Genomic DNA, 21533 nt, shown 5'->3' with positions numbered 1-21533 from the left:
TTACTGTCTGTTCAGCTAGCAGGGAGCGACTCACACAGTTCCGCTGGAAGTGGAATCGTCTAAATTTGAAGATTGATCAACAGTACTTCAAATTGTCCAAGCAGGACGTTGAAAACCTGCTGGTCGAACTGCACCCCTCATCGCGAGGTAGGCTCTACTTCAATGCGGATAAGAAGGTTCACACCGCCATGCTCGACACTGCAAACAGATCTCGCAGCTTCTTTATCGAGAGCAAAGAGCACCGCCAGCTGATACTGCCTTAGCAGCGTCTTGGTGAATGGGCCGCTAAATCTTCCGGTAGTCGGGCCCATCAACGCCTGGGCGCACCTGCAGCGTACATTTGTACTCAAATGCTATGAATGGCGTTTGGGGCTGGCTTGCAGGGACTGTGGTGTGACTGCGACATGCGTCGTTGAGATCAATTCCGGGGGCCGCATGCTCTGCTTCAAGCTGGCTGAAACTCATGCCACATCAGTTGTTTTCAGGATTCGCTTGGGGCCTCATCACCCTTGCACCAACCTTCCACCGCTGAGACATATAGCCACTGCCTTAACGGGTGAACGGATACGAAAGGTATCCTGCATGGATATCTATAAAGACCATAGAAGTCCTGCACGTGCTGCATTTTTTGCACCACCGAAAATGTTACGGTGATTTGATTTACCTGATCACTATCAAAAGACCGCGCTTGGCCCACTCCGCTTCGTCGATCCCCTTATCTACAGCCTCGTAAATTTCCCTCAAGACTTCGCCAGACTGCAAAGACCACTGCACTGATTGCGCCCTAAGTCGATGCAAGTCTGCCGGAGCTACGAATATTGAGCGCTCTGAATCACTGCCGTCACCTATGAGGGGATCAAGGCCCGTCCCCGTTAGAGCGTCAAGTAAGACCTCTACCATGAGAGAATTGATTGATAGGCTTTGCACGAGTGTACAGGTGCCGCTGCGAGCCGGCTTTGACAGGTCGTTGACCTGCCTTGCAGTGTAAAACTCGACGATGGTTCCCATGCTAGCGCTACCCCAATTGCAGGCTTGTTTTTAGAATTCGAAATTTTGTGAGTCTCGCTTGTTGTGACGTTCAAGCTTGTATCCGAAATCAACCAAAAGCTGAGCGATCGCACCTCCTGCCCAATCCACCATGTCGAATGTTGTGATATCGGAATCGCTACCCCGCTGCAGCCGCCCTAGCTCTTGATTAACCTGTCGCAAGAACTCCTTGTGAGCGAGAGACAACGCGTCGACACAGCCCTGGAAATCCCGCTGGGCAAGCTTGCCCATAACACTTGCCCAAGCCGCAGCCAAAAGGCTGTCGCCCTTATCAAACTCTCCACTGGCAGACGCGTCATGCAGCCGTAACGCGTGCCGCTGGACGGTGTCATAGTCAAGGTCGACCAAAGCAGCCATGGCTTGCGATTGCCCGCGCTCCAGACTGTAGAAATCATCGGTGGGAGCGGTTTTGAGAACGGCAGACGCAAGCAGCCGCCGAGCAGCGTGATCTTTGAAGGTGATCGCTAGACTCAGCTCTACGAGCAGCAGTTCGGGGGCAGGCCTGAACGCTTCCGCGATCTTGCACCCCCACTGGATTACAGTTTTGGCACCAGAGTCAAAATCGGCTTCTTGTCCAAGAATGGCACTGGCAGCCAGCCACTCGAACAGTCCTCCCCGCGCAGCAAGGGCTACCGTAATGTCTTGGCTGGCACGCGCGATGTTCCAATTGCGCTCCATTTGCGAGAATGCAGCCTGATTGTCTTGCACAGCTTCCCCTGCCAGCTCCCTGGCCATTGCCGCGTGTTTGAAAGGCCCGCTCATATTCATCTGCATTCAGCATTTATCCTTGATGTATCGATCGGACTGTTCACCGTTGCGTCTCCTCTGGCCGTCACATAACAAAGGCTCAGCGAACGGTAGGCATCCATGATCAATTTGCCCGCCTGCTGCCGGGCGACTACATGGGCAGGAGCACCGCCCTTCTTCCATTTTCGCATGGCCTTTTGCATATACAGCGCACGTGAGGGCGCGTACATGAGCTCATTTTGGCTCACCGTCGGAGCAACGTGCCCCATTTGCCGAATGAGCTTTGAGGTTTTCACGACCCCAAAACCACTTTTACCACCCTTCGCTTCACCCACTACAAGCAAAGGTTGCGATGCTCCAGGAATCGCCACGCGCACGACGACATTCACATTGTATGCACCGGCACATTCCAGGTACGCGAGCGCTCCAGAAGTATCAGTAGCACCCACATAACGACATCCAGGATAGGTACTCGACTGGGCAATGATCCCCCCAGCCAGATCCTCCCCCAGCAAAGCGGACGTTTCATACAGCCAGGCAATCAGCCCAATCCCTTCTTTGATCGATCTCAGCTCTTGAATTGTTCCGCCCTGAGCTACGTGCAATGCGAGTTGTTGTTTCGCCGCATCGGAACGGGCTTTGAGCGCTGTACTGTCGAGAGGGTAGATACTCTTCCAAGCTTGCGCACAGAGCTCCATCGCCTGCAAGTGCCTCGGGAGTTTCAGCGATCCATTGAGTCGAGCTATAAACAAAGCATCTCGTGCGCGCTTCCCGTAAACGACGATGCTTTGCGGGGGCATGGTGCCAACGGCTAGCTGCAGCATTTGAATCAAGCGATCGGCTTCTGCCTGCATTGATTGGCCTCCAGGTATCAACAGAAGCTTAATAAGTGAGTCCATTTGACCGCCGTAAGCTCCCCCTCCACCCCCCGTACGAGGATAAGACGTCAAACCGCCGCTCATGTGTTAGCACCCTGTGAGGGCGGAGAGATCAAACCTCCACTCCGCTTGCTAACCAAACGGTTGTGTTGAGCTCTCTCGATGGTTTCGAGCGAAGTCCAGATTCTCTCTTGAATCTCTGAGCTGTTTTTTTCATTCGATATCAACAGCGGCAGCAGTTGCGACAAAGCATCACGCACCTGGATCTTGTGCTCCTCGACAGATTCAAGAAGCTCGGCAAGCCGCGTGCAAAACAGCGGTGAAGACAACTCCGGCGCGGCACCCTCCAGCGCTAAAGCAGTTTGAACCCCAGATGGGGTCAAACGGAGCTGGCCCATATGGACGGGCGCTTCCAGGAGTCCCTTCCTGACGAGCTTTTCAAGGGCGGATGCGCAGGTCGACGGACGACCGATATTCATTTTTTCCATCTCAAGCAAAAGTCGATCAATCGGCATGAACCAGCGCCCTGCCGACTCTCCCTCAAAATCAAGGGGCGCATCAGACAACTCCGAAAAGTGGTATTGCAGGAACGTGGCGTCATTGTCAGGCGCTGTTTGTTCGAGAAGATGAAGTTGCTCCTGTGTGAGCTTCTCCCCAGTGACGCCCTCAAACCGGACGCCTAGCCGACTCTGGCCAGAAAACACGTAATCAAGCCGGGCTCGTGTCACCCGTGCTCCTGCTTCTCCGACAGACTCGGCAAAACTGAAACGATCCCAAATGATTTGGTAGATATCGCGACACACCTGACTGTTGAAAGCGCCTTGCAGGACAGTGGGTGGAGCGGCTCGATCCAACGGGGTAACAGGAGGATGGCCGCTCGCGAGGAACGCCAAAACGATCGGATCTTCAGGCTCAAATCCTTCGTCACCGAAGCCTTCCCTCCACGACCCGTCATACAAGGCCTGCAACGCTTCCATGCTTTTCCACGGGAGGTGGCCAAATCGCTGCCATGCCTCTGCGAGTATAGAGAATGTGCCAGCCACAGGAGGATGCGCTTGCTCCCGGACTACCTCCGGTGGACTCAGCAGCTCTAATTTAGCAGACCCCAATTTTGTGATGATCTGCCCTACCTGCGAGGTGCGAGTAAGGTCGCGCTGCTCGCCGATGTCAAAAAGATAACCTGACAGTTGTTCATTGCCCACGCGTACCTTCACGCGTATCCGACTACGCGCCTGAAGCGATACTGCCCGCCGGGCATGGTCAAGAATCAAGCGAAGAATCGCACCCTGAACTCGTCCCACCAGCTTAAATTTTGGGGATTGATCGCGAGGGCTAGTGCAAGCGCCACAGCTGACCAAATCGCTCAACTCACGCATATCGATGTCACTTCGGCGCAAGTCGTCGTGGCAAAAACGCTGCGTAACCAACAAGTCGACGATCTCTCGCACGGATTCGGCGGCAACTTTGCCTTCATCGATGCTACCCGGAGCATTGAACGCCGCTCTAACTGCAGGGCCGTTGATTCCTCCCAAGCGGACGCGTAACAGGCTCTTGCCTGAAGCGCGCTCCTTGAGCAACCGCTGGACTTGCCACGCGATCAGCTCTCCCATGCGATCGTCATCGGTCGCAATGACGACATCCTCCACCGCGTCGATAATCTTGCTCACCTCACCAAGAAAAGCACCAGCCCCCATCTCATTTCGAGGAATCGGAATAAGGCCCGCGGCAACGTCCACGCCCCCTCGGACGGGAAGATATTGGAGAGCTCCGTGGGTAGCGATCACCGCGCAGCTTTTGCCAAGGATTCGAGCCAAGGTCTGCTGCTTCCCGCCCGCCTCGATAACTACCAAGCGTCTTGGGTACAGCAATCGAGCTTGAGGGGTTTTGCGCAGATAAGCACCGAGAAAATGGATTGGCGCAAGACTCGCTTCATTTGCCTCAGGGGCAGGAAACAGCCGCTTCGGATGCCCAAAGACGATGAAGGAGGATTTCGCTCGCGACACAGCCACGTTCAACAGAGAAGCATCCCTATCCATGAAGCTTCCTGCAGCTTCATCGGGGCCTTCAACCAAACTGAAGCAGACGATAGGTCGCTCTGCACCTTGCAGCTGATGGACAGTACCGACCGTGACTTTTTTGATGTCATCCACGGTGGGCCAAGAGATCGAGCCGGTACCTCTCAACTGATCGAACACCTTCTCGAGTTCAGCACGCAAGAGGTTGGCTTGCGGGCGGTAAGCCGTGATCAGAGCGACAATATCCTGAATGGATTTTCCCATCGTGACAGGATCGGTCTGCCAGGCAGGCCAGCGTTCACCAATCCAACTGGTGATGTGCTCCACCTCCATTGGATTGCACAGAGATCCGCCCTTCCGGACAGGCTGGTTCTCTATCGAAACCCACGACATGGCGGGTTCGTGGCCAGGACTGCCTTCAGAGGTTCTGGGTACCAGCGTCTTGTTGTAGCTCAGCGCATTGCAATAACCGATGATGCTTGGCTTACAGCGATAGTGATACCGCAGAGTGATCCCAAGATCTTTTTCCTCTCGCCATTTCGATACTAGTCGGGCAGCAGCAAGCACGCTGCCATCAGCAATCGACAAGCGCGATTGCTTCAGATCATTGAGACGATTGAAAACGCCTGCAGCCGATGCGACAGCGATCTCACTTAGCGACTTGTGGTTCCAAATAGGCTCTAGCTGCTTCAGATCCCCCACCACCGCTGCTCTTTTAGCCATGAGCAACGCTGGGCCGGCAAGCTCCGGAGATGCCTGTCCTGCCTCATCAATTACCAAGAGGTCAAACAGGGAAAAGGAGTGCTTGATTGCGCTATCGCCCTCAACCAAGGGGCTAATTTGTCCAAGCGTCGATACGTTATGCAGCGTTGAAACCAGACAAGGTGTCAGCATGCAAAGACGACGCAGCGACTCTTCGACATTTGCAGGGTGTCGGGAGAACAGGCGCTCACGTTGAGCGAGAAGAAAACGTCCTTCCCAATACCGCGCAGCCCAATGAAACGCGTCGCAGCTAAACGTGAGGTCGATTGCACCTCGCGCTGCATCTGCATCCCCCCGGTTCTTTTTGAGATTGCCAATCAGCCTATCCAACTGTTCGTGGCGATCGGGGTGCCAAATCGTTGCCGGGGTTGGCCGAGCATTTTCTAGCAGCGCCAACCAATTTGGATCATCCTTCGCCAAGTACTCCAAAAAGGTGTCGCGCAACTTAACGGTGACACGCAGTTTTCGGTGCACAACCTCAACGGCAGCTTCCATGCTCGGCAGAGCGTGCTGGGGAAAGGCCTTTCTGGCGTGTACCGGGTAGGCCTCCTCGAGCTCCAAGGCGTTGTTAGGCGTCAAGACAGCAGGCCTATCCTTGTACGACCAAAGCATGCCTGTAGAGCCCCAATCGCCCTGTACACAGACGAACCGAGCGAGCTCCGCTTGTTTGTCCGTGTTGCTCAACATGCTCTTGGATGCAAAATATGCCCCGTAGCTCGGCACCCCTGCGATCCAACGCTCGGCGTGAGGCAATAAGTCGTCCGGATGAGGTGCCTTGCCGAAGGCCTCGATAACGTTGGTGACTGATTGATTGGTTGCCCCGCAAGCGACAACGATCGGACATGCCTCTTGGTTCAAAGCTGCACTGACCCATCGGCTGGCAACCACCGCACGCAACATCGAAGTCTTACCGCTTCCAGGAGGGCCATTAATCGCTTGGATTTCGCCGTCTTGAAGACTGGCAACAGCGCATGCAGCTCTGCGCTGGGACTCGTCCAATGGGAACAGTGGGCGATTGCCTTTGGAGTCGTCGTACTCGTCAATATGGCCGGTGATCAGGTTGGCAATCCCACTCGGCATACTCGCGGCTTGGAGTGCCTGATCACCACCACAAAACCGCTCGAACAAAGAAATCTTGGGGCGCTCGTTGGCATCGAGGAAGCTCGCGTACACATCAACCATCGCCTTTGCCGCAGAACCTTGAGAGGGGAACACGACTGCACGGAGCACCCAATTGACGGAGTCGGTCTTGCCTCTAGTGGTTGAGGCCGCTGTCTCCTTGGCAAGCGATTTCAGCTTCCCAAGCAATGCCTCGTCCTGGTCGACATCGAGTAGCTCGCGCACAACACTCAGTGGCGTCGACCACCACGTTGCCCAATCCATCTGCAGTGACTTGTCCGAAGAGAGTTGCCCCAGGGCATTGAACATGCGTTCATTGGCCAGTTGACCATCAGCGATCGCAAAGGCATCCCCCTTCTGATCAGGGTACAGATAAGCAGGGTTTAAAATAGGTGCACCTGCGGTTCGGGGTGCCAGGAATTTTTCTTCCACCAGCAACGCGGGAACAGCAAGCAACGGATGACGACTCACAAGCCGCTTGTCGCGAGTGTTCAGCTGACAGAGCATGAAGACGACAGCTACATCTTCGCCGACCAATCCATCCTCAATCTGGGTTGCGACCTGAGCAACCTCGTCCAACGCCAGTATCATCTTGTGCGCCGGCGCGTCTTTAGACTTGCCACCGAAAGAGCTGAAGTTGACGTAATCCAAGCCCCCCTTCCAGTAGGCGGCAACATCCTCTGGAGACAGCACAGGCGAGCGCGATACAGCCGACACCGAGTTGCCAAGTGGATGAGGCTCGGCTGACGAATGAGGCTGGGCTGGTGAGTGAGCCTTGGCAAGCGAACAGAGCGTAACGGAAGCATAAACTGGGGTGGCACCGCGTAGCGGTGGAGTGCTCTCAGTTGCCTGAGGTGAAAAGAGAGCGGACAAGTTTTTTAGAAACGTACTCAGCGCTGCCCTCATGCTTCACCTCGCATAGGCAGGGATCGATGCAGACGGCAGACATTCCAGTAGGGTGGATTGCCGACTAACTGGACGATGGCCGTTGTTCCTTTGGTGAGTCCGCCGTAAACAATCTCCTCACGTTTGAGGAACCCATTGACGTTACCCCGTCCTACCCTTCGATCCTTGATCTCAATTGTCACTTTCACTTTTTGAATCTTCTTCTTGGATGAGTCGCTTCCAGGTGGAGCATCCTGGGAGGCAATCCCGTCGTCTTCCAGTGGCTCGGCGTCCACCTCGTTGGACTCGCCTTCATCGGGATCATCGACAGCGACGACCGTGCCCTCAACCCAGTCAATGGCCTCTTTGGGGGTTGGCTCACGCATCGGAATCGGGGCGACAAGTTTTTGGGTATTCCAGAAGCCTCGGGCATTCCAGACCAGCGTCACCTCAATGCACCCGATATTCAGACAGTCGATTTCTTGAGGGGAGCCCTCCCGCAAGACAGTTTGCGCATGCTCGATGTAGTCTTCTGCCCGGCTCACTGCGCTTGGGTCACTTACGTCGACTCTCGTGAGGGATGGAATCGACTGACGCCGCAGTAATGTAGTGAAGACGTTTACCAGAGGCCAGATCGAAACGCTTGGCAGCCTGACTGCGAAGGGCACACTTTTAACGGAATCATTCGTGCTCCATTCCCGCAGCGAGAATGCGTAGAATGTGATCAGCGAATCAGTGATAACGGTTGATAGCGTCGGCTCCAAGATTTCAGTCACAGTCCAGTCCGCCTCATTCGGCAGCGCCATGAATGTGAGTTCCTGCCCCCGTTCTACATGTGCAAATCTTGCCGCCCGAAGCGCCTTGGAATCGAGTGTCGCGTGCGCTGCACCAGGTTGCCCGGGGACAAGTTTGATCCGCCAGGATCGTTGGCCGCCAACCAACGAATCAGACTCAACAAATCCCGTGAGCCTAACCTCAAGCGGCTTTGCGCTTTCTGCAACCTCAACGACACGCCAGCGACCCTTACTCAGCTGGATTTTGCAATCAAATGGCACGCTGAGTTCGGGCTGGCACTTCAACGCCTTCGGACTGTAGATCGCCTCCTGCACAGATGAGCCAGGCGTCAACACCTTTGCCCGCGCGTATGTCCCGTAAGGCCCTTCCAGCCACTGCTCTACGCACGCACTGACTGCAACAGGTGAAGACTCCATTTCCTCGGACATTGGTGCGCTCTGACGTGTTGATGATGCCAAGGAGTGAAATCGCTCCAATGCATGGGTATGATGCTGCAGAGCCGCAAGATTACCTCAAGATCGCATGATCTAGAGCCTGCGCATTGCGATAAGCGTCGCCAACCTACCAATTCGGGTTACCAAACCAAAGAAAGGCAAGAAGGCACCAGCCTCTACAGCGAAAACGTCGTGATAGCCCCTCAATCGCAATAGCCTCAGTGGGCCAGAGGGACGACTCAATTACAGTATGATGCGACTATCGCTCAACCCTTTCTAGGGCTGATAGATCATGCGGCGCGGCTGGAGCAAGCGGACATGCACATCGATCACTCCGGTCACTGGATTTTCTGCTTCACCTCCTACTACCCTCAAGTGCAACCACTGCCAACCTGGGATGGACTCCATGCGAGATTTACGTTTCAGTCGTACATTTACCCTGTTGCAGCAAGAAGGCCATCTAGCTAGAACGTCACTCCTCTTAGGAATCGATCTGCTTCTAAAGGCCAACCTAGACGAGAGAACAGTAGGCAATTTTTATTCGGCATTTTTTCAGCTAACTATTGGTATTGAGCGAACTTTAAAGCTCGTGATAATTGCAAATCACATGCTTGAAAATGACTACAAGCCTCCAACTGATAATGAGCTACGCAAAAAATACGGGCACAACATTAAATCTACTTACCTGCACGCACTATCCGTGAGAAACAAATGGGGCCACGGAAAAGTGAAAGCACCACCGTCCGAAAGCATTGAGGAGAAAATTCTGGATTTCCTGGAGAAATTTGCTAACAAGGCACGCTATTACAACCTCCGCGAGCTAAACAACACGACCGCAGATCGCGGCCCGCTCGGAGACTGGTACTCTATCTGCATAGAAGTCGCAGAAGCTAAGATAGGGTACGCGAAGCTAAACAAATCAGCTGAACAGGTCATGCACCAGCTTGATCGAGCAGGATTAGTAGGCTACTCATCAAGGTTCGATTTTGACGGCCACCCTATGACACTTTTCGACGATTATTGGAGAATGCATGTAATACAGAAAACCGCACCGCACCTAGTCTGGGAAATCGTCCAGTTCATCAGGCCGCTGTATGACGCCCTAAACTATATCGCTCACGAGGCAATGGAGTTTGAGAACGAAAAGCAATTAAAATTACCCGTCATACCCCACCTATATGAATTTTTTGTGTTTTCGCTTGCGATTAAGTCGGACACCATACGTAGAAAATCATGGTCTCGAATTTTTTGTTAACAAGAACGCCCCTGTGAGCACGGATTGAAAATAGGGGGCAGCAGCCCCAAACTTATGGAAGTAAATCTAAATTCAGCAGTTGTTTGGAGAATCGTTCTATAAATTTTCGAGCATCTCGAATGCCATCAGATAGCTCAGCTGCGCTCATCTCATGGGCACGGTGAATGATTCCATCTCGGCGATCAACCAAAGAACTGACCTGGTCGCGATGCGGCAAACGCTGGGGTGCTGTTATCACGCCAATACGCTGGAGTGCATCCTGCAACACCCTCAGCGTCTCCCTGGGGCCGAGCGTTTCGGTACCATTCTCCTTAAATGCTGAGAGCGCCAAATCCTCTCGCCGCTCAAACAATCCATAGAGGAAAATTTCGACAGCGTGGACGGTAGCAATGGCGGCGAGCCTGCGATTGTTTGCACCACCCTCCCACTGTAGCTCTTCGGCCTTCCTGAAAAAGTCCCTAGCCATCAGCAAGAAACCGGCAACCTCGGCAAGCAGCACCCTGACGCCATACCTCCGCGACCTGCTAGAATAGTAAGATCAAGTGCGGCCACATCTCAGCATAGCTGTGATTTAGCGCGAGGAACCTGAAGGGTCATCGCCATGTCAGAACGATGTCCCGTTTTCGATTGCAAAATGGCATCTAACAATGGGAAAATTAGGCATAGCTGAGATGAGCTACGCTTGGAAGCCTAACCTAGGAGAAAATCATGACAAAACTGAAGCTTGATCTGACCGCTAAGGAAATCGATTGGGATTTGTTCTGAATACCTGATTCTTCAGCTAGGCAAACAAGCGCCAGCCCATATGGGCGGCGCTTTTTTTTGGGGCAAGGAAATGCTTTTTAAGTTCGTCCACCGGTTCAAACACGTCTTCTTCTGGGTCTACATTTTCTTTGCCGCCGCGCTGATCGCCGCGCTCGGCTACGTTGCCTATTATCAGGCCGGCTGCGAGCTGAAATGCTCAGTTAACGGGCTCAACCCTTCCTCTTACCTAGTACCGATTATCGCCTATCTCAGTATCGGGTTGGTGGCGATCACGATCGGGTTCACTCGTAAAACGGCCAGTGAGAAGAACGCGCTCGATTTCGCAAAAGAGCTAGGTCTACTTACGCCTCATATGAAGGCGCTGGGAGAGATCCGTAAAGGGATGCTCCAGAACGATGGCGAACTCAACCGTCGCAAAGCTGCCGAGTATATGGCAAGCCTGTCAGATCTGAGCGACCCGACCGCTGACGGCGGCTCGAAGGCTGCTGATGCCAAGAGCACTAGCAACCCAGGCGTCAGCAACGCATCTGGGGAGCAGCCCGCATCCGATTCTTCGCACCCAAAAACAGATGACCCCAGCGCTGAGGCCCAAACAAAACAAGGCAACCAGAACAACCCTGCTGCCGGTGCTCAAGTCGATGACACTGCTAAGACCAGTGATGCTCCCAAGGCTACGGAAACGGAAAAATCTTGCACCACCGTCCCCCAGACCCAGGGAGAGATTGATTGGAACAACCGTCAATCTGCTTTCGCGCTCCTGAATGCGCTAGAGAGCTGCGCCAACGCAGTGCGCTACGAAATCTACGACGAAGATTTTATCTATAACATCTACGGCAGCCATTTCATCGAATGGTACGAGCTGTGTTATGGCCTAATCAAACGACGCCAACGGAAGCAGGAACGGGTCTGGGTCAACTTTGAATGGCTGGCGGTGAAATGGACGTTACGTCACAACATCACTGGCGTAATTTCCAATGAGTCGAGGCAGACCTCCTACATCATCAACGAGGCTCTGCAAGCTCTTAAGAGCCACAACAGAACACGCCCCATCCAGAGCAAGCTAAAAAAATTCGAGAAGCAACTCAAGCGCCGCAAGTTCCCGATGTGACCCCCCAGGGCAGCTAGCGATGGCTGCCCTTTACTGCCTGTGCCCACCTATCATGCCTGAGCTAGATTGCCTCATTTCGCTGGAGGCCTATGCTCGCGGTTTATCAGACTGGGCGATTAAGGCCGGAGATCAGTGGTGAAAAGCACGGTACGCGTTTTGATTCTGGTAGCTTTCTGACTTTTCTTATCAGCGGGGGCTCTCAAGGCTGCGGCGACATCAAAGCCCGTCGTTTTTGACATGACAGAGCCCACGAGTATCCACCCAACATCTCGCAGGACACCCAAGCACCCTTCCCTTGTCCCATGCAAGCAGAGATGACCTTTCGGATTGACCACGAAATCACTGCATGTCTCAGCTATTTGGAGGCTTTTGTGACCCAAGAGGCGCAGAGCTGTTCCGCCTGATCCGGGCCACTCAGAGTAGGCTTATTTTTCAGCCCAGCAATCCGAGTCGCAAGCCTCTCCAATTCATCTGCGGCCTTTGGCGCCCAACCATCACCTACATCCCATGCACGTAACGCTGTAGCATTCAGCGTGTGCCCTTTTTCGCGGAGAATTCTGAGCACCCGATCAACTCGTTCTTTATCCGAGTTGTGGAGCACTCCTGTGGCCACCACCATTGTTGCCGTCAAGCCCTCTGAAGAGTTCAAACAGAGGCGAGCCTTGAACCAAGAGCGTGCGTTTGCATCTATGCAAAACAAAATAGAGACGCACCGGTTGAAAAATATCGAGCGACATTTAAGGAAATCTGGCGATTACCCTCGTCCGTAATCGAGATGGGTTGGCCTCTCGATCGCGTGGCCGCTCCAGTCTGAGCGTTGGTTGGTGTATACACTTTGAAGACCGCCAAGTCCTGGCCTACGACAGCATTGCGGGTAAAAGGGGCCAGCTCGAGGTCACTCAGGCGACAAACCCATGCTCTAAGCGCCTGATGAACTCAATCACGGTGTCAGTCTCCAGCCTGGTTGTGACCATGCCGGCAGGAGCTTTGCCATCAAACGCCTTGAGTGGGAGAAACATCCAGCGCATTGCCGCGTCAAGATCGCCGCCATACAAGCTCTCTGCTGCTCTGAGCACTTCTAGGTAGCGGTCGTGTTGATCAGGGTACAAAGTGCTCATGAGAAAGCGCGCTCCGCTTTGGCTATGCCTCACGCCGGGCATGTGGCTGGGTCGAGATGTGATTATCGTCGATTGCTTGGCAGGCGTCTGCTGCCATTTGGGATGCACCGGCGGTGGACTGCTTCAGAGCGGCAGCGCTCAGCCGTGAGAAGCGCGGGCAGTATGACTGGCGTCAAGACGACTCCTTGTATGCGGCTGATCATTCGGCGTCGGATTGATCCAATGGCGACCATGTCCTCCAAAAACCAACCCCAAAATGGCATTACGGTTGGCTTCAGCGCAATTGACGTTGCGTGAATCCGGCTGTCACCCATCAGACGGAAGCCGTGAGCCGGTGGTAGCAACCGTGAGATAGGGTACCTGCGGCGGCTGCCGGGGCGGCCAGTGAAGTGGGACGCTTTAGGTTGCGGGGTAATCAGCCCTAGCTCTATAAGCGCTCTGATACCCAAGCGTCTAGAACTCCAAGTCGCCCTCGACCTCGACTTGTAAACTAAATTTTTGATCTGTTAACCAACGCGGTTTACACATCAAAAAAAGGCTTACATGGGTCATGATCGGCGGAGTTCTTCTAGGTGGTATCTAAGGACGTGCACCTAATTCCTCGCACATCACTGGCGCGTGCTCCAGCAGTGTGATCGCCTTCCTAGCTGCAGCCCGGTACTGCTCAAACCCTCCGACAACGGAGCTCACGAACACCTTCATAAAGATCCCCCAAACTGAAGCCTAACTGACGGCCTTGGAGAACTACTGTATGTCATAACAGAGGCCAGTGCTAAGCACCCGACCTGAGCTAAGTAGCACTCAAACTAGCGGGTGATCAGCCCTTCCCCACCTGCAGTGAATACAGCTTTCAACAAGCGAACCCATGCTCGATCTGAGTCAGCACCTCGATCACCCTCTCTAAATCTTCCTGGTCTTTCACGAAGTCGATAGGTGCCTCGCCACCGAATAACTGACTAAGCGTCGAAAGCCATGCTGCGGCTTTGGCCCTGTCGCCAAAAACCTGCTCAGCTTTTTGCCACACCGCATCTAAATTTTGCATACGCCACCCTGCACTATCGAGCTCGCCATCACCGTGCAAGCCTAGTCTGTTCTGTAATCATGGAAGGTCATGCAGCCAGCCCGAGAATCTCGAAGTACTCATCAATCACTTTCTTGCATAGCGCTTCAGCTTGTTTGTGCCGCTTCAACTTCCACAGAGCGATCGAGTGGTTGTAGTCAAAAACCCGCTGGTTGTCAGCGTCCGGAATTTTTGGCGTGGCGTACTCCACCAGCTGCCTCACCTCGTCCTCGCGGCCTTGGTCGGCAGCGAACAGAATTTTTCTCATCGCCCAAGCGACCTGCTCACGGAACCGAAATCCATGTTCGGTCAGGAGCTGCTCCATTGTGAGCAGAGACTCAGCCACTTCTTCGAAGCGACCTTCTCGCATCAACGAAAACACAAGCCCATCAAGCGCGCAGAAAGCCTAGTGGGGATTCAGACCACCTTCATCAAGCACCTGCTTTAAGGTTGAAGTGATGTCGACTGACAGCCCCATCTCGTAGAACAGCTCCTCCCCTGCCAATCCAATCAGGGTCATCACGTCGTTGAGCCTGATGAATATCCGAGTGAGAAGCGCAAACCGTGACGCATCAAGGTTCTTCTCCATGCTCTCGATCAGCAGATCCTTCAACGCTACCAGTGCAGTGGTGATCACCGGCTCACCTCTCAGCTCCAGATGGCGCATGCCCAGAGCACGGACGGCATCGTGGACTTTGAGTGTTTTGCACCGAACACCTCAACCGTGCCGGTGGCTTGGATTTTCCTGATGGCTGTGGCTGCGCCGCCCTTTGACAATTCCAGCGTGGCTGATAACAGTCGCACGATTTCTTCTTGCGTGAACCCTATATCAGCAAGGCTGACGACGGCTACTCACCGCCCTGAAGCAGTGGTGGTTTCCAGTCAGCGAAGTGTTTTAACGCATCAGGGTCGCCGACCAATTCCTTCGCGTTGGCCAGCCGCTCCATGACAGCCTCTCTCGCCACACCATCGAGGCACTGCGCTGATTTTTCGATATCGGCGAAGAATGCGCGAACACTGTTCACCTTTGCCCACCTCTGAATTACGGATTCGAGTTGCTCACGGCTGTCCTGAATGACCTTGAGGCGGAGTTTTTCCTCCTCCTTTCTTTTCCATTCTGCTAATTGCAACTGATGCTTTTGCCATTCGAGCTCGGCTTTCTCCCGTTCGAGCTTCACTTTCTCGGCAAGTCCTGGAGCTTCAGCGATCAGAAGCTTCACGATGCTTGGGATTTTATTGATCAGATCGCCAGGCTTGTCTTCCTTCCAGCGCTGAACCCACTCCGCCCGGTAGTAAGGAGAGTAAACCTGAAGGCACAGTCGACCGCTGGGCATGTCGGCACGCATTACCCATTCGTTTCGATACGGGGCAGCGCGTTTTCTCACTGGACGTGAACCCAGCCGGACTAACCTTTTGTCTACGCTTTTGACTTCAACATATTCGCTGATTTCGTAAATGGACAAACCGAAAACGACGCTTCCAACATGAACCACAGTTGGACGTTGAGGCTGCCAAAGCGAGGGATAGACATATCTCGATGAGGGGTTGTCCCTATGATCAACTGGTTCGCGGCTCATGCGCTCGGCAGGATCGCTGAAGGTAACGGTGAGACCTTTTTTCATAAACGCTAGGAACAACTGGTTTGCGAAGTTGACTGCATGAGCGAGCCCACTGCAGCTCACAATTAGATCCGCCATCGCGCGTTTGGTAGGCCTATCGTAGCCGTTCTCGCTTTCCCGCACCTTTTTGAAGTGATCTTCAATGCTCAGTAAAAGTGGGTGCCTTCGAGGTTGCGCATCAGAATTGAGCGGGGGCGTCCGGCTCACCCTCTTTCGCTTTATCGCTGACGATCGCTGAACCTGAACCGGTGCTTCATTTCGGTTCCACACCGTGGGTTCACCAGGTTGAGCACCAGGCAAGACTGGGCGAGCCTTAGCCTTTCCTACCGCGACTTGCGCCCAATAGCCTACAGGCGGCCTAGGAATATTCAGGCTGATGTAAACCTTAGTGAGATAGCTGGAGGACACTCCGAATCGCGAGCTAATTTTGGTCATTGGAGTCGACCAAGCCAGATCGAAAAGCGATTCTCTCGTCACCACTTCATCCGACATATCACCCGCTGAGTTCTGAGCGTTAGCTGAGCCTTCCATAGGGATCACTTTCCAGCGATTGAAGAGCAAATGATCGTAGCTAATCCGTCGCGACTACATAGCTGGTTACCTACTTCCGACGGATAGACATGTGAAATGAAGCGTCGATCTTAAAGGAAATGGTGGCCCTCTGATTTGCCGGGCCTTGTGCCCGAGGATGCCTTCCCACATACGAACCTACAGACGGAACAGCCGTAAACGAATCGTTGCTAACCATCTGTGGTCTGCCGCGATACCTCATCACGCATTGATCGGCGTCTCAATGAATCGATCAGCCGACTCCATGTAAGTGGCCAGGTCGACGATCTGTCGAAGAACAATCACCACCTCAAGCTTGTGTGCCTCGTCGGGCAGCCCTATCCGTTTTAGCATCGCCTTTGCGTCTTCCTCGATCGCCGCTAGCGCATCGATATCACTCTGCAACCTCATGTCGGCCTCCTGCCATTGTGAGATCAGAGATACATACCCCACTTCTTCAAATCACACCAGCGGGCACAAGCACTGCTTTGAGGAAGGGTAACGGTACCGACGAGCAAGCGCGCCGAGTCATAGCAACGGATCGGGGCATTCACAGCTCATGCCGGGTTAGCTCTCAGTTGCTGATATAGGTCAGCAAGAAGCCTGGCGTCGAGTAATGCATGGTGCGGTAGCTCCGGGAGGTCGACCTCACCGAGGTCATTGCCTTCTAGGTGGCGAAACAGATGAATCAGATTCGTGGGCTCGTTGGCCACATTGCTTGGCCATTCATCAGCCGAACCGGCCAGTTGGCAGAAAAACCTCCAGTCCCAATCTGGCGCATCCGAGCAAATCTCGAGTTCTTCCTCAAAACTGTCGAGGTAAGACTTCATAGCAGCTTGGGCGGAAGCGAGTGACCTGCCATGACGGTTTGAATCCAACTGCGGCAAGACGTTTTGAATCACGAAGTCGCTGCAGTCTCCCACTAGATATGTGTCTGTGAGCTCGACGTAGTATTCGTGGCCGGCTTCGGAAACGAGTGCCAGCGAAATCAACTTGGTGTCGCGGTTAAGCTGAGTGAATTCGCAGTCCAAAAATACCTTCACACCCTCCCCTCCTGTGTGTACCTGGTTCATGCGTGCCAGTGTATATTTGATAAAACGATCAGAGCCGGCTGGTTTCCTTTATGACTTTAACCAATTGTCCTGACGTTTCTACGCAGGCGCTCCCAAGGAAGTTGTTTTTGCGAGTCTTAGACTCTGAAGACTCACTCCACCATATTTACCGTCTGTACTTGTCTCATATTACAATTGTTATAGCCTGAAGCGCCCCACGAGTTTCTCCATCTCGCCGGAAATTTCTGTCAGACGCCCCGACCCGGAATGGGATGAGTGCGCAAACTCTTCAACTAGGAGGGCATCGGCGTGAATTTGCGCAATGTGTTGGTTGATATCCTCGGCCACCTGATGCTGTTCCTCTGCAGCCGTAGATATTTGAGCATTTTGGTCGCGAATTGAGTCCACTGAGTCGCGGATCTTTTCGAAACTGTCACTCGCCTGCTGGATACACTCCACGCTGATCTGCGACGCCTCCAAGCTGCGTTGCATCTGCTGGGTGACCTCCTTGGTTCGCCGCGCGAAGTTGCCGAGCAGGCTGTCGATCTCGCCAGTTGAGTCGGCAGTACGACGCGCTAAGGCGCGAACTTCGTCAGCCACGACCGCGAATCCACGCCCCTGGCCGCCGGCGCGCGCCGCTTCGATGGCGGCATTGAGTGCCAACAGATTGGTCTGCTCAGCGATCGAACGAATAGTATCGAGGATCGTGTTGATGTTCTTACTGTCCTGCTCGAGCATCTGCATGGTACATGCCGACTGCTGCAGGTCTTCACTCAATTTAAGAACGCTGCCCGTGGCCTCACCAATGTGCCGTTGCCCGTCGTGCACCTCTCGATAACCAACGTCCGCGCTGGAAGCCGCGCGACTACATGAGCGAGCCACTTCGTTAGAGGTAGCGACCATCTCGTTGAAAGCCGTGCTTACTAATTCAACTGCTTCGCGCTGCCGCACTGCGGCGTTGTTCATGTTGCTGGCCACTTGACTTGTATCCGCAGCGACCTCTTGCAAATCGGAGGAAGCGCTGCGGATGCGCCTCATCAGTTGCGCGATCATCCCAAGGAACTGGTTGAACCAACCAGCCAAAGTGGCGGTTTCGTCCTTGCCCCGCACTTCGAGTTCGCGTGTCAGGTCGCCTTCCCCTTCGGCAATTTCCTGCAAGCCATTGGCAACGCTGCGAATTGGTCTAACGATTACGCCGGCGAAGCTCGCGCCTACGATGGCGAATACAATCGCCAACACGGCGGCAATCATCGCAATAAGCCATGTGAGACTGGTGGCCTGAGCCATGACTTCGTCACGCTTAATTAGACCGATGAAGCGCCAGCCTAGGCTTTCGGAACTCACCACATTGACCATATAGGGCACGCCATCGATTTCGATCCCGGTGACGCCATCGCCAGTCTTTGCCAGATCGTAGTAGCCGTGGCCCAAATCGGCCAAGGGTTTGAAGCTGTTTTGGGGATTGGCGGGATCGACTAAAACGTTGCCGTTGGCTTCGACCATCATCAGGTATCCGCTGTCGCCCAGCTTGATGGTTTTAACCAGTTCCGTTAGTTGCTTTAGCGAGACGTCTACACCGACGACGCCTACCGGGTTGCCGCTTGCGTCGGCGAAAGCGCGAACCGTGCTGACCAGCACCATGTCATCCGGCGCCCAGTAGTAGGCGCCCGTGCGCACGGTTAAGCCTGATGCGGCGGCCATGGCGGTTTTGTACCAGGGACGCACCCGGGGGTCGTAGCTGGCCATTTTGGGATCGTCGGGCCAGCCGGCAAATCCGCCGTCGTTGAGCCCCAGTGAAATGGACGCGGTGGTCGGGTGGGTCTCGGCAAATCGATCGAAAATAATCTGGAGCCGCTGATCGGCTTCGCTGACAGGCGTTTGCTCAGCATTGGCAGCGGTATAGTTTTTCAATCCCTTGACGCTGGCGATCCGAGGATCCTTGGCAAGGTATTCGACGTTTTGGCGGATGCTTTCAAAGAACTGCTTCATGCCGTTATCAATCTGGCGAATTTCACGACCGCTGCTATCCAGGAAATTGGCTTGCGCCGCGCTCCGCAAGTTCAATACGACGAGCACCGCAACCATAACCACTGGAAGACAGGCGATGGCAGCAAATACCCATGTCAGCTTCTGTTTGATATTCATGACCTCTCCAACGGGTACTTATAATTATTTAGGGCGGGCCGATGGAACGGATACACCCATTGGAATCAAAACAGCGCCCACGACGACTGACGCGAAATCTGCAGGGACAGCGTCCGTAGATAAATATCAGTGTTAATTTTCCTGACAGGCCAGGTTCTCGCCCGCTACTCCAACGGAGACGGGCGGAAGGTTCATGTACTGCAGCTCAGCTCAGCTCAGCTCAAAAACGGCCTGGAGCAAAGGGTGCTGGATCGACTACAGGCGTCTCGCCCATCATCAATTCTGCGAGCAGTCGACCGCTGACCGGGCCCAGCGTAAACCCCTGATGGGCATGGCCGAAGTTGAACCAGAGCCCTTTATGCAAGGGCGCTGCGCCGATTACCGGTTTCATGTCTACCGTACAGGGTCGGGCGCCCTTCCATGGCATGCGCTCAACTTGGGGGCCTAACGCCAATAGTTGCCGTGCAGCACTCTCGGCCTTGCCTAACTGCACCGGTGTCGGAGGTGCACTTAGACTGGCGAACTCTGCCCCTGTCGATAGGCGGATACCGCGTTTCATCGGCGCCAGCATGTAGCCTTGTTCGGTATCCAGCACCGGGCGGGTCAACATTGCTCCATCGGCAAAGTGAGCGTGGTAACCCCGTTTGACGAACAACGGTATGCGGTAGCCCAACTCAAACAGCAGCTCATGAGCCCAAGGCCCCAGCGCCACTACCACCTCGGATGCGCCGACCGATCCGGAATCGGTATCGACGCTCCAGCCGGCTCCCAACTGACGCAACGATCGCGCATCGCCGCGCAAAATTTGCCCACCTTCACTCACGAACAGATCGGCATAACGCTGCACTAGCTCTCCAGGCTCAATACAAGTCCAGGGTTGCAGCCAATGAATGCCCCCCACCAATGCCTCGCTCAGGGCGGGTTCCGCCAGTCTTAGCGCGACACCGTCCAAATGCTCGGACAATACGCCGTGTGCACTCACGCGTACCGCACGCTCCACCGCCTCATCGAATTGCTGTGGGCTACGGAACGCCTGAATCCAGCCTTTGCGCACGATAAGGTTCTGCGAACCGCTTTGCTCAATCAGCTCCGAGTGCTCACTAATCGAATGCTCAATCAACGTGCGAAAGGCATCCGCAATGGCCTGGTAATGCTTCGGCGCGGAGTTGGCCCAATACCTGACCAAGGCAGGCACGTATTCAGGCATCGCGCGTATATGGTAATTAACGCCGATGTCACGCTTGGTTGCCACGTTTATCAAACTGGCAAGATCCCTTGGAAACGCGTAAGGCTCAATGGCCTCGCGCTGAATAATACCTGCGTTACCGAACGATGTTTCGCGCCCTGGCAACCCTTTGTCTACCAGCGTCACTGCGCAGCCACGGCGCTGCAAATGCAACGCCGTGCACACGCCGACAATACCGGCTCCCAATACCACCACTTGTTTTTCGCTCACGCCGCCTCCGAATCAAGCACGCTGTTGCGCGATGACACTGATCTCTATCAATGCATCGACCACAAGGCCGGCGCAGACGGTCGCGCGCACTGGCAGGTTGGTCGTGAAGAATGATGCATAAGCGCGATTGAATTCGGCGAAATCACTCCGGTCGGTCAGGTATACGGTGACGCTGACAACATCGTCCAGCGACAGTGATTCGGCTTCCAGCGTCTGGGCAATACGCGTCAGGGTCAAACGCGTTTGCGCTTCGATACCTTCAGGAAAGCTGCCGTCCTCACGAAACGGCAATTCGCCAGACAAAAAAACCAGGCCTTGGCTGTGGCGGACTTTGGAAAAGGGCAGATTTTTTACGGTCATGGCAGTTCTCTCTCTTGGGTATTCAAAGATTCGCTCATCAGCGAGCACCGATTGTGAATCATCGCTTGCAGTCCATCTGTGCTCACGGCTAGGCAACAAGTCGTAAATGCGCTTGAGCATCTACCCCCTTACGGGCGCTGGCCATGCTTACAGAGCGAACAGCATTCCGAAATCATGTTGACTCACTGGTCAGTCGTGACAGCAAGGGCTGAACTAGGTTTTAGCTTAAAAAGCTCGGCTTGTATATACAGGGTCAAGCATTTTCAATGCCGCTCGCAAAAAAACACGCCAGATGCCTAAGGCAAAGCCAGTAGCTGTCCATTTATGGTTAGCTCATTAAATGCGTACGGCAATCAATGTTTCG

At 54.1% G+C, this 21533-nt stretch carries 18 protein-coding genes and 1 pseudogene; 2 read left to right on the top strand and 17 right to left on the bottom strand.

The annotated features are described in order from the left end of the window. Nucleotides 1–1038 precede the first annotated feature (1038 nt). The 4 genes from AB4O12_RS04560 to AB4O12_RS04545 form a co-directional block, all read right to left on the bottom strand. The gene (locus tag AB4O12_RS04560) at nt 1039–1821 is read right to left on the bottom strand and encodes a hypothetical protein (RefSeq protein WP_460060496.1); all 783 of its coding nucleotides are present in this window, start codon (nt 1819–1821) and stop codon (nt 1039–1041) included. After that, complete coding sequence (locus tag AB4O12_RS04555; protein WP_460060494.1) at nt 1812–2648, bottom strand: hypothetical protein; 837 nt, start codon at nt 2646–2648, stop codon at nt 1812–1814. The genes AB4O12_RS04560 and AB4O12_RS04555 overlap by 10 nt, the downstream gene beginning before the upstream one ends. A gap of 104 nt (nt 2649–2752) precedes the next feature. Then, the gene (locus AB4O12_RS04550; RefSeq protein ID WP_460060491.1) at nt 2753–7219 is read right to left on the bottom strand and encodes an AAA domain-containing protein; all 4467 of its coding nucleotides are present in this window, start codon (nt 7217–7219) and stop codon (nt 2753–2755) included. A gap of 251 nt (nt 7220–7470) precedes the next feature. Then, entirely contained in the window at nt 7471–8676 is a 1206-nt protein-coding gene (locus AB4O12_RS04545; protein WP_460060488.1) for a hypothetical protein, read from the bottom strand. Nucleotides 8677–9088: 412 nt separating this feature from the next. Between AB4O12_RS04545 and AB4O12_RS04540 the strand changes: the two genes are divergently transcribed. After that, nucleotides 9089–9937, top strand: coding sequence for a hypothetical protein (locus AB4O12_RS04540; RefSeq protein ID WP_460060486.1), 849 nt, complete (start codon nt 9089–9091; stop codon nt 9935–9937). 52 nt (nt 9938–9989) lie between these two features. Here the strand turns inward: AB4O12_RS04540 and AB4O12_RS04535 are convergent, their stop codons facing one another. After that, nucleotides 9990–10436 (bottom strand): hypothetical protein, encoded by a 447-nt coding sequence (locus AB4O12_RS04535; RefSeq protein ID WP_460060485.1) that lies wholly within the window; start codon nt 10434–10436, stop codon nt 9990–9992. 306 nt (nt 10437–10742) lie between these two features. On the opposite strand from AB4O12_RS04535, the gene AB4O12_RS04530 reads away from it, so the two are divergent. Then, nucleotides 10743–11810 carry a DUF4760 domain-containing protein gene (locus AB4O12_RS04530; RefSeq protein WP_460060482.1) on the top strand — a complete coding sequence of 356 codons (1068 nt, stop codon included), beginning with the start codon at nt 10743–10745 and terminating at the stop codon, nt 11808–11810. Nucleotides 11811–12709: 899 nt separating this feature from the next. Here AB4O12_RS04530 and AB4O12_RS04525 read toward each other — a convergent pair. From AB4O12_RS04525 to AB4O12_RS04470, 12 genes and pseudogenes are all read right to left on the bottom strand, one after another. Continuing rightward, a complete protein-coding gene (locus AB4O12_RS04525; protein WP_460060480.1) occupies nt 12710–12928 on the bottom strand; it encodes an antitoxin Xre/MbcA/ParS toxin-binding domain-containing protein in 219 nt (72 codons plus the stop codon). 579 nt (nt 12929–13507) lie between these two features. Next, complete coding sequence (locus AB4O12_RS04520) at nt 13508–13630, bottom strand: DUF4062 domain-containing protein (protein ID WP_460060479.1); 123 nt, start codon at nt 13628–13630, stop codon at nt 13508–13510. A gap of 148 nt (nt 13631–13778) precedes the next feature. Then, nucleotides 13779–13970 (bottom strand): MbcA/ParS/Xre antitoxin family protein, encoded by a 192-nt coding sequence (locus AB4O12_RS04515; protein ID WP_125926600.1) that lies wholly within the window; start codon nt 13968–13970, stop codon nt 13779–13781. A gap of 67 nt (nt 13971–14037) precedes the next feature. Continuing rightward, nucleotides 14038–14370, bottom strand: coding sequence for a hypothetical protein (locus AB4O12_RS04510; protein WP_460060478.1), 333 nt, complete (start codon nt 14368–14370; stop codon nt 14038–14040). A gap of 24 nt (nt 14371–14394) precedes the next feature. Continuing rightward, complete coding sequence (locus AB4O12_RS04505; RefSeq protein ID WP_125926598.1) at nt 14395–14655, bottom strand: hypothetical protein; 261 nt, start codon at nt 14653–14655, stop codon at nt 14395–14397. A 181-nt stretch (nt 14656–14836) separates the two neighbouring features. Next, a complete protein-coding gene (locus AB4O12_RS04500; protein ID WP_460060476.1) occupies nt 14837–16138 on the bottom strand; it encodes a hypothetical protein in 1302 nt (433 codons plus the stop codon). 240 nt (nt 16139–16378) lie between these two features. Further along, nucleotides 16379–16567, bottom strand: a complete 189-nt coding sequence (locus AB4O12_RS04495; RefSeq protein ID WP_191952828.1) for a hypothetical protein — start codon at nt 16565–16567, stop codon at nt 16379–16381. Between the two features lie 146 nt (nt 16568–16713). Then, nucleotides 16714–17199, bottom strand: a complete 486-nt coding sequence (locus AB4O12_RS04490; RefSeq protein ID WP_258638162.1) for a 3'-5' exoribonuclease — start codon at nt 17197–17199, stop codon at nt 16714–16716. A 207-nt stretch (nt 17200–17406) separates the two neighbouring features. Continuing rightward, nucleotides 17407–18111 carry a methyl-accepting chemotaxis protein gene (locus AB4O12_RS04485; protein ID WP_460062385.1) on the bottom strand — a complete coding sequence of 235 codons (705 nt, stop codon included), beginning with the start codon at nt 18109–18111 and terminating at the stop codon, nt 17407–17409. Nucleotides 18112–18315: 204 nt separating this feature from the next. Beyond that, a pseudogene (locus AB4O12_RS04480) lies at nt 18316–19197 on the bottom strand (cache domain-containing protein); the annotation flags it as partial. 376 nt (nt 19198–19573) lie between these two features. Continuing rightward, on the bottom strand, nt 19574–20809 hold the full coding sequence (locus AB4O12_RS04475) for an NAD(P)/FAD-dependent oxidoreductase (RefSeq protein ID WP_460060474.1): 1236 nt from the start codon (nt 20807–20809) through the stop codon (nt 19574–19576). Nucleotides 20810–20821: 12 nt separating this feature from the next. Beyond that, nucleotides 20822–21289 (bottom strand): RidA family protein, encoded by a 468-nt coding sequence (locus AB4O12_RS04470; RefSeq protein ID WP_199771619.1) that lies wholly within the window; start codon nt 21287–21289, stop codon nt 20822–20824. Nucleotides 21290–21533: the final 244 nt, after the last annotated feature.

This window comes from Pseudomonas sp. S2_A05, assembly GCF_054668485.1.
The sequence above is the reverse complement of the archived record's forward strand: the minus strand, read 5'-3'. Positions and strand labels throughout refer to the sequence as shown.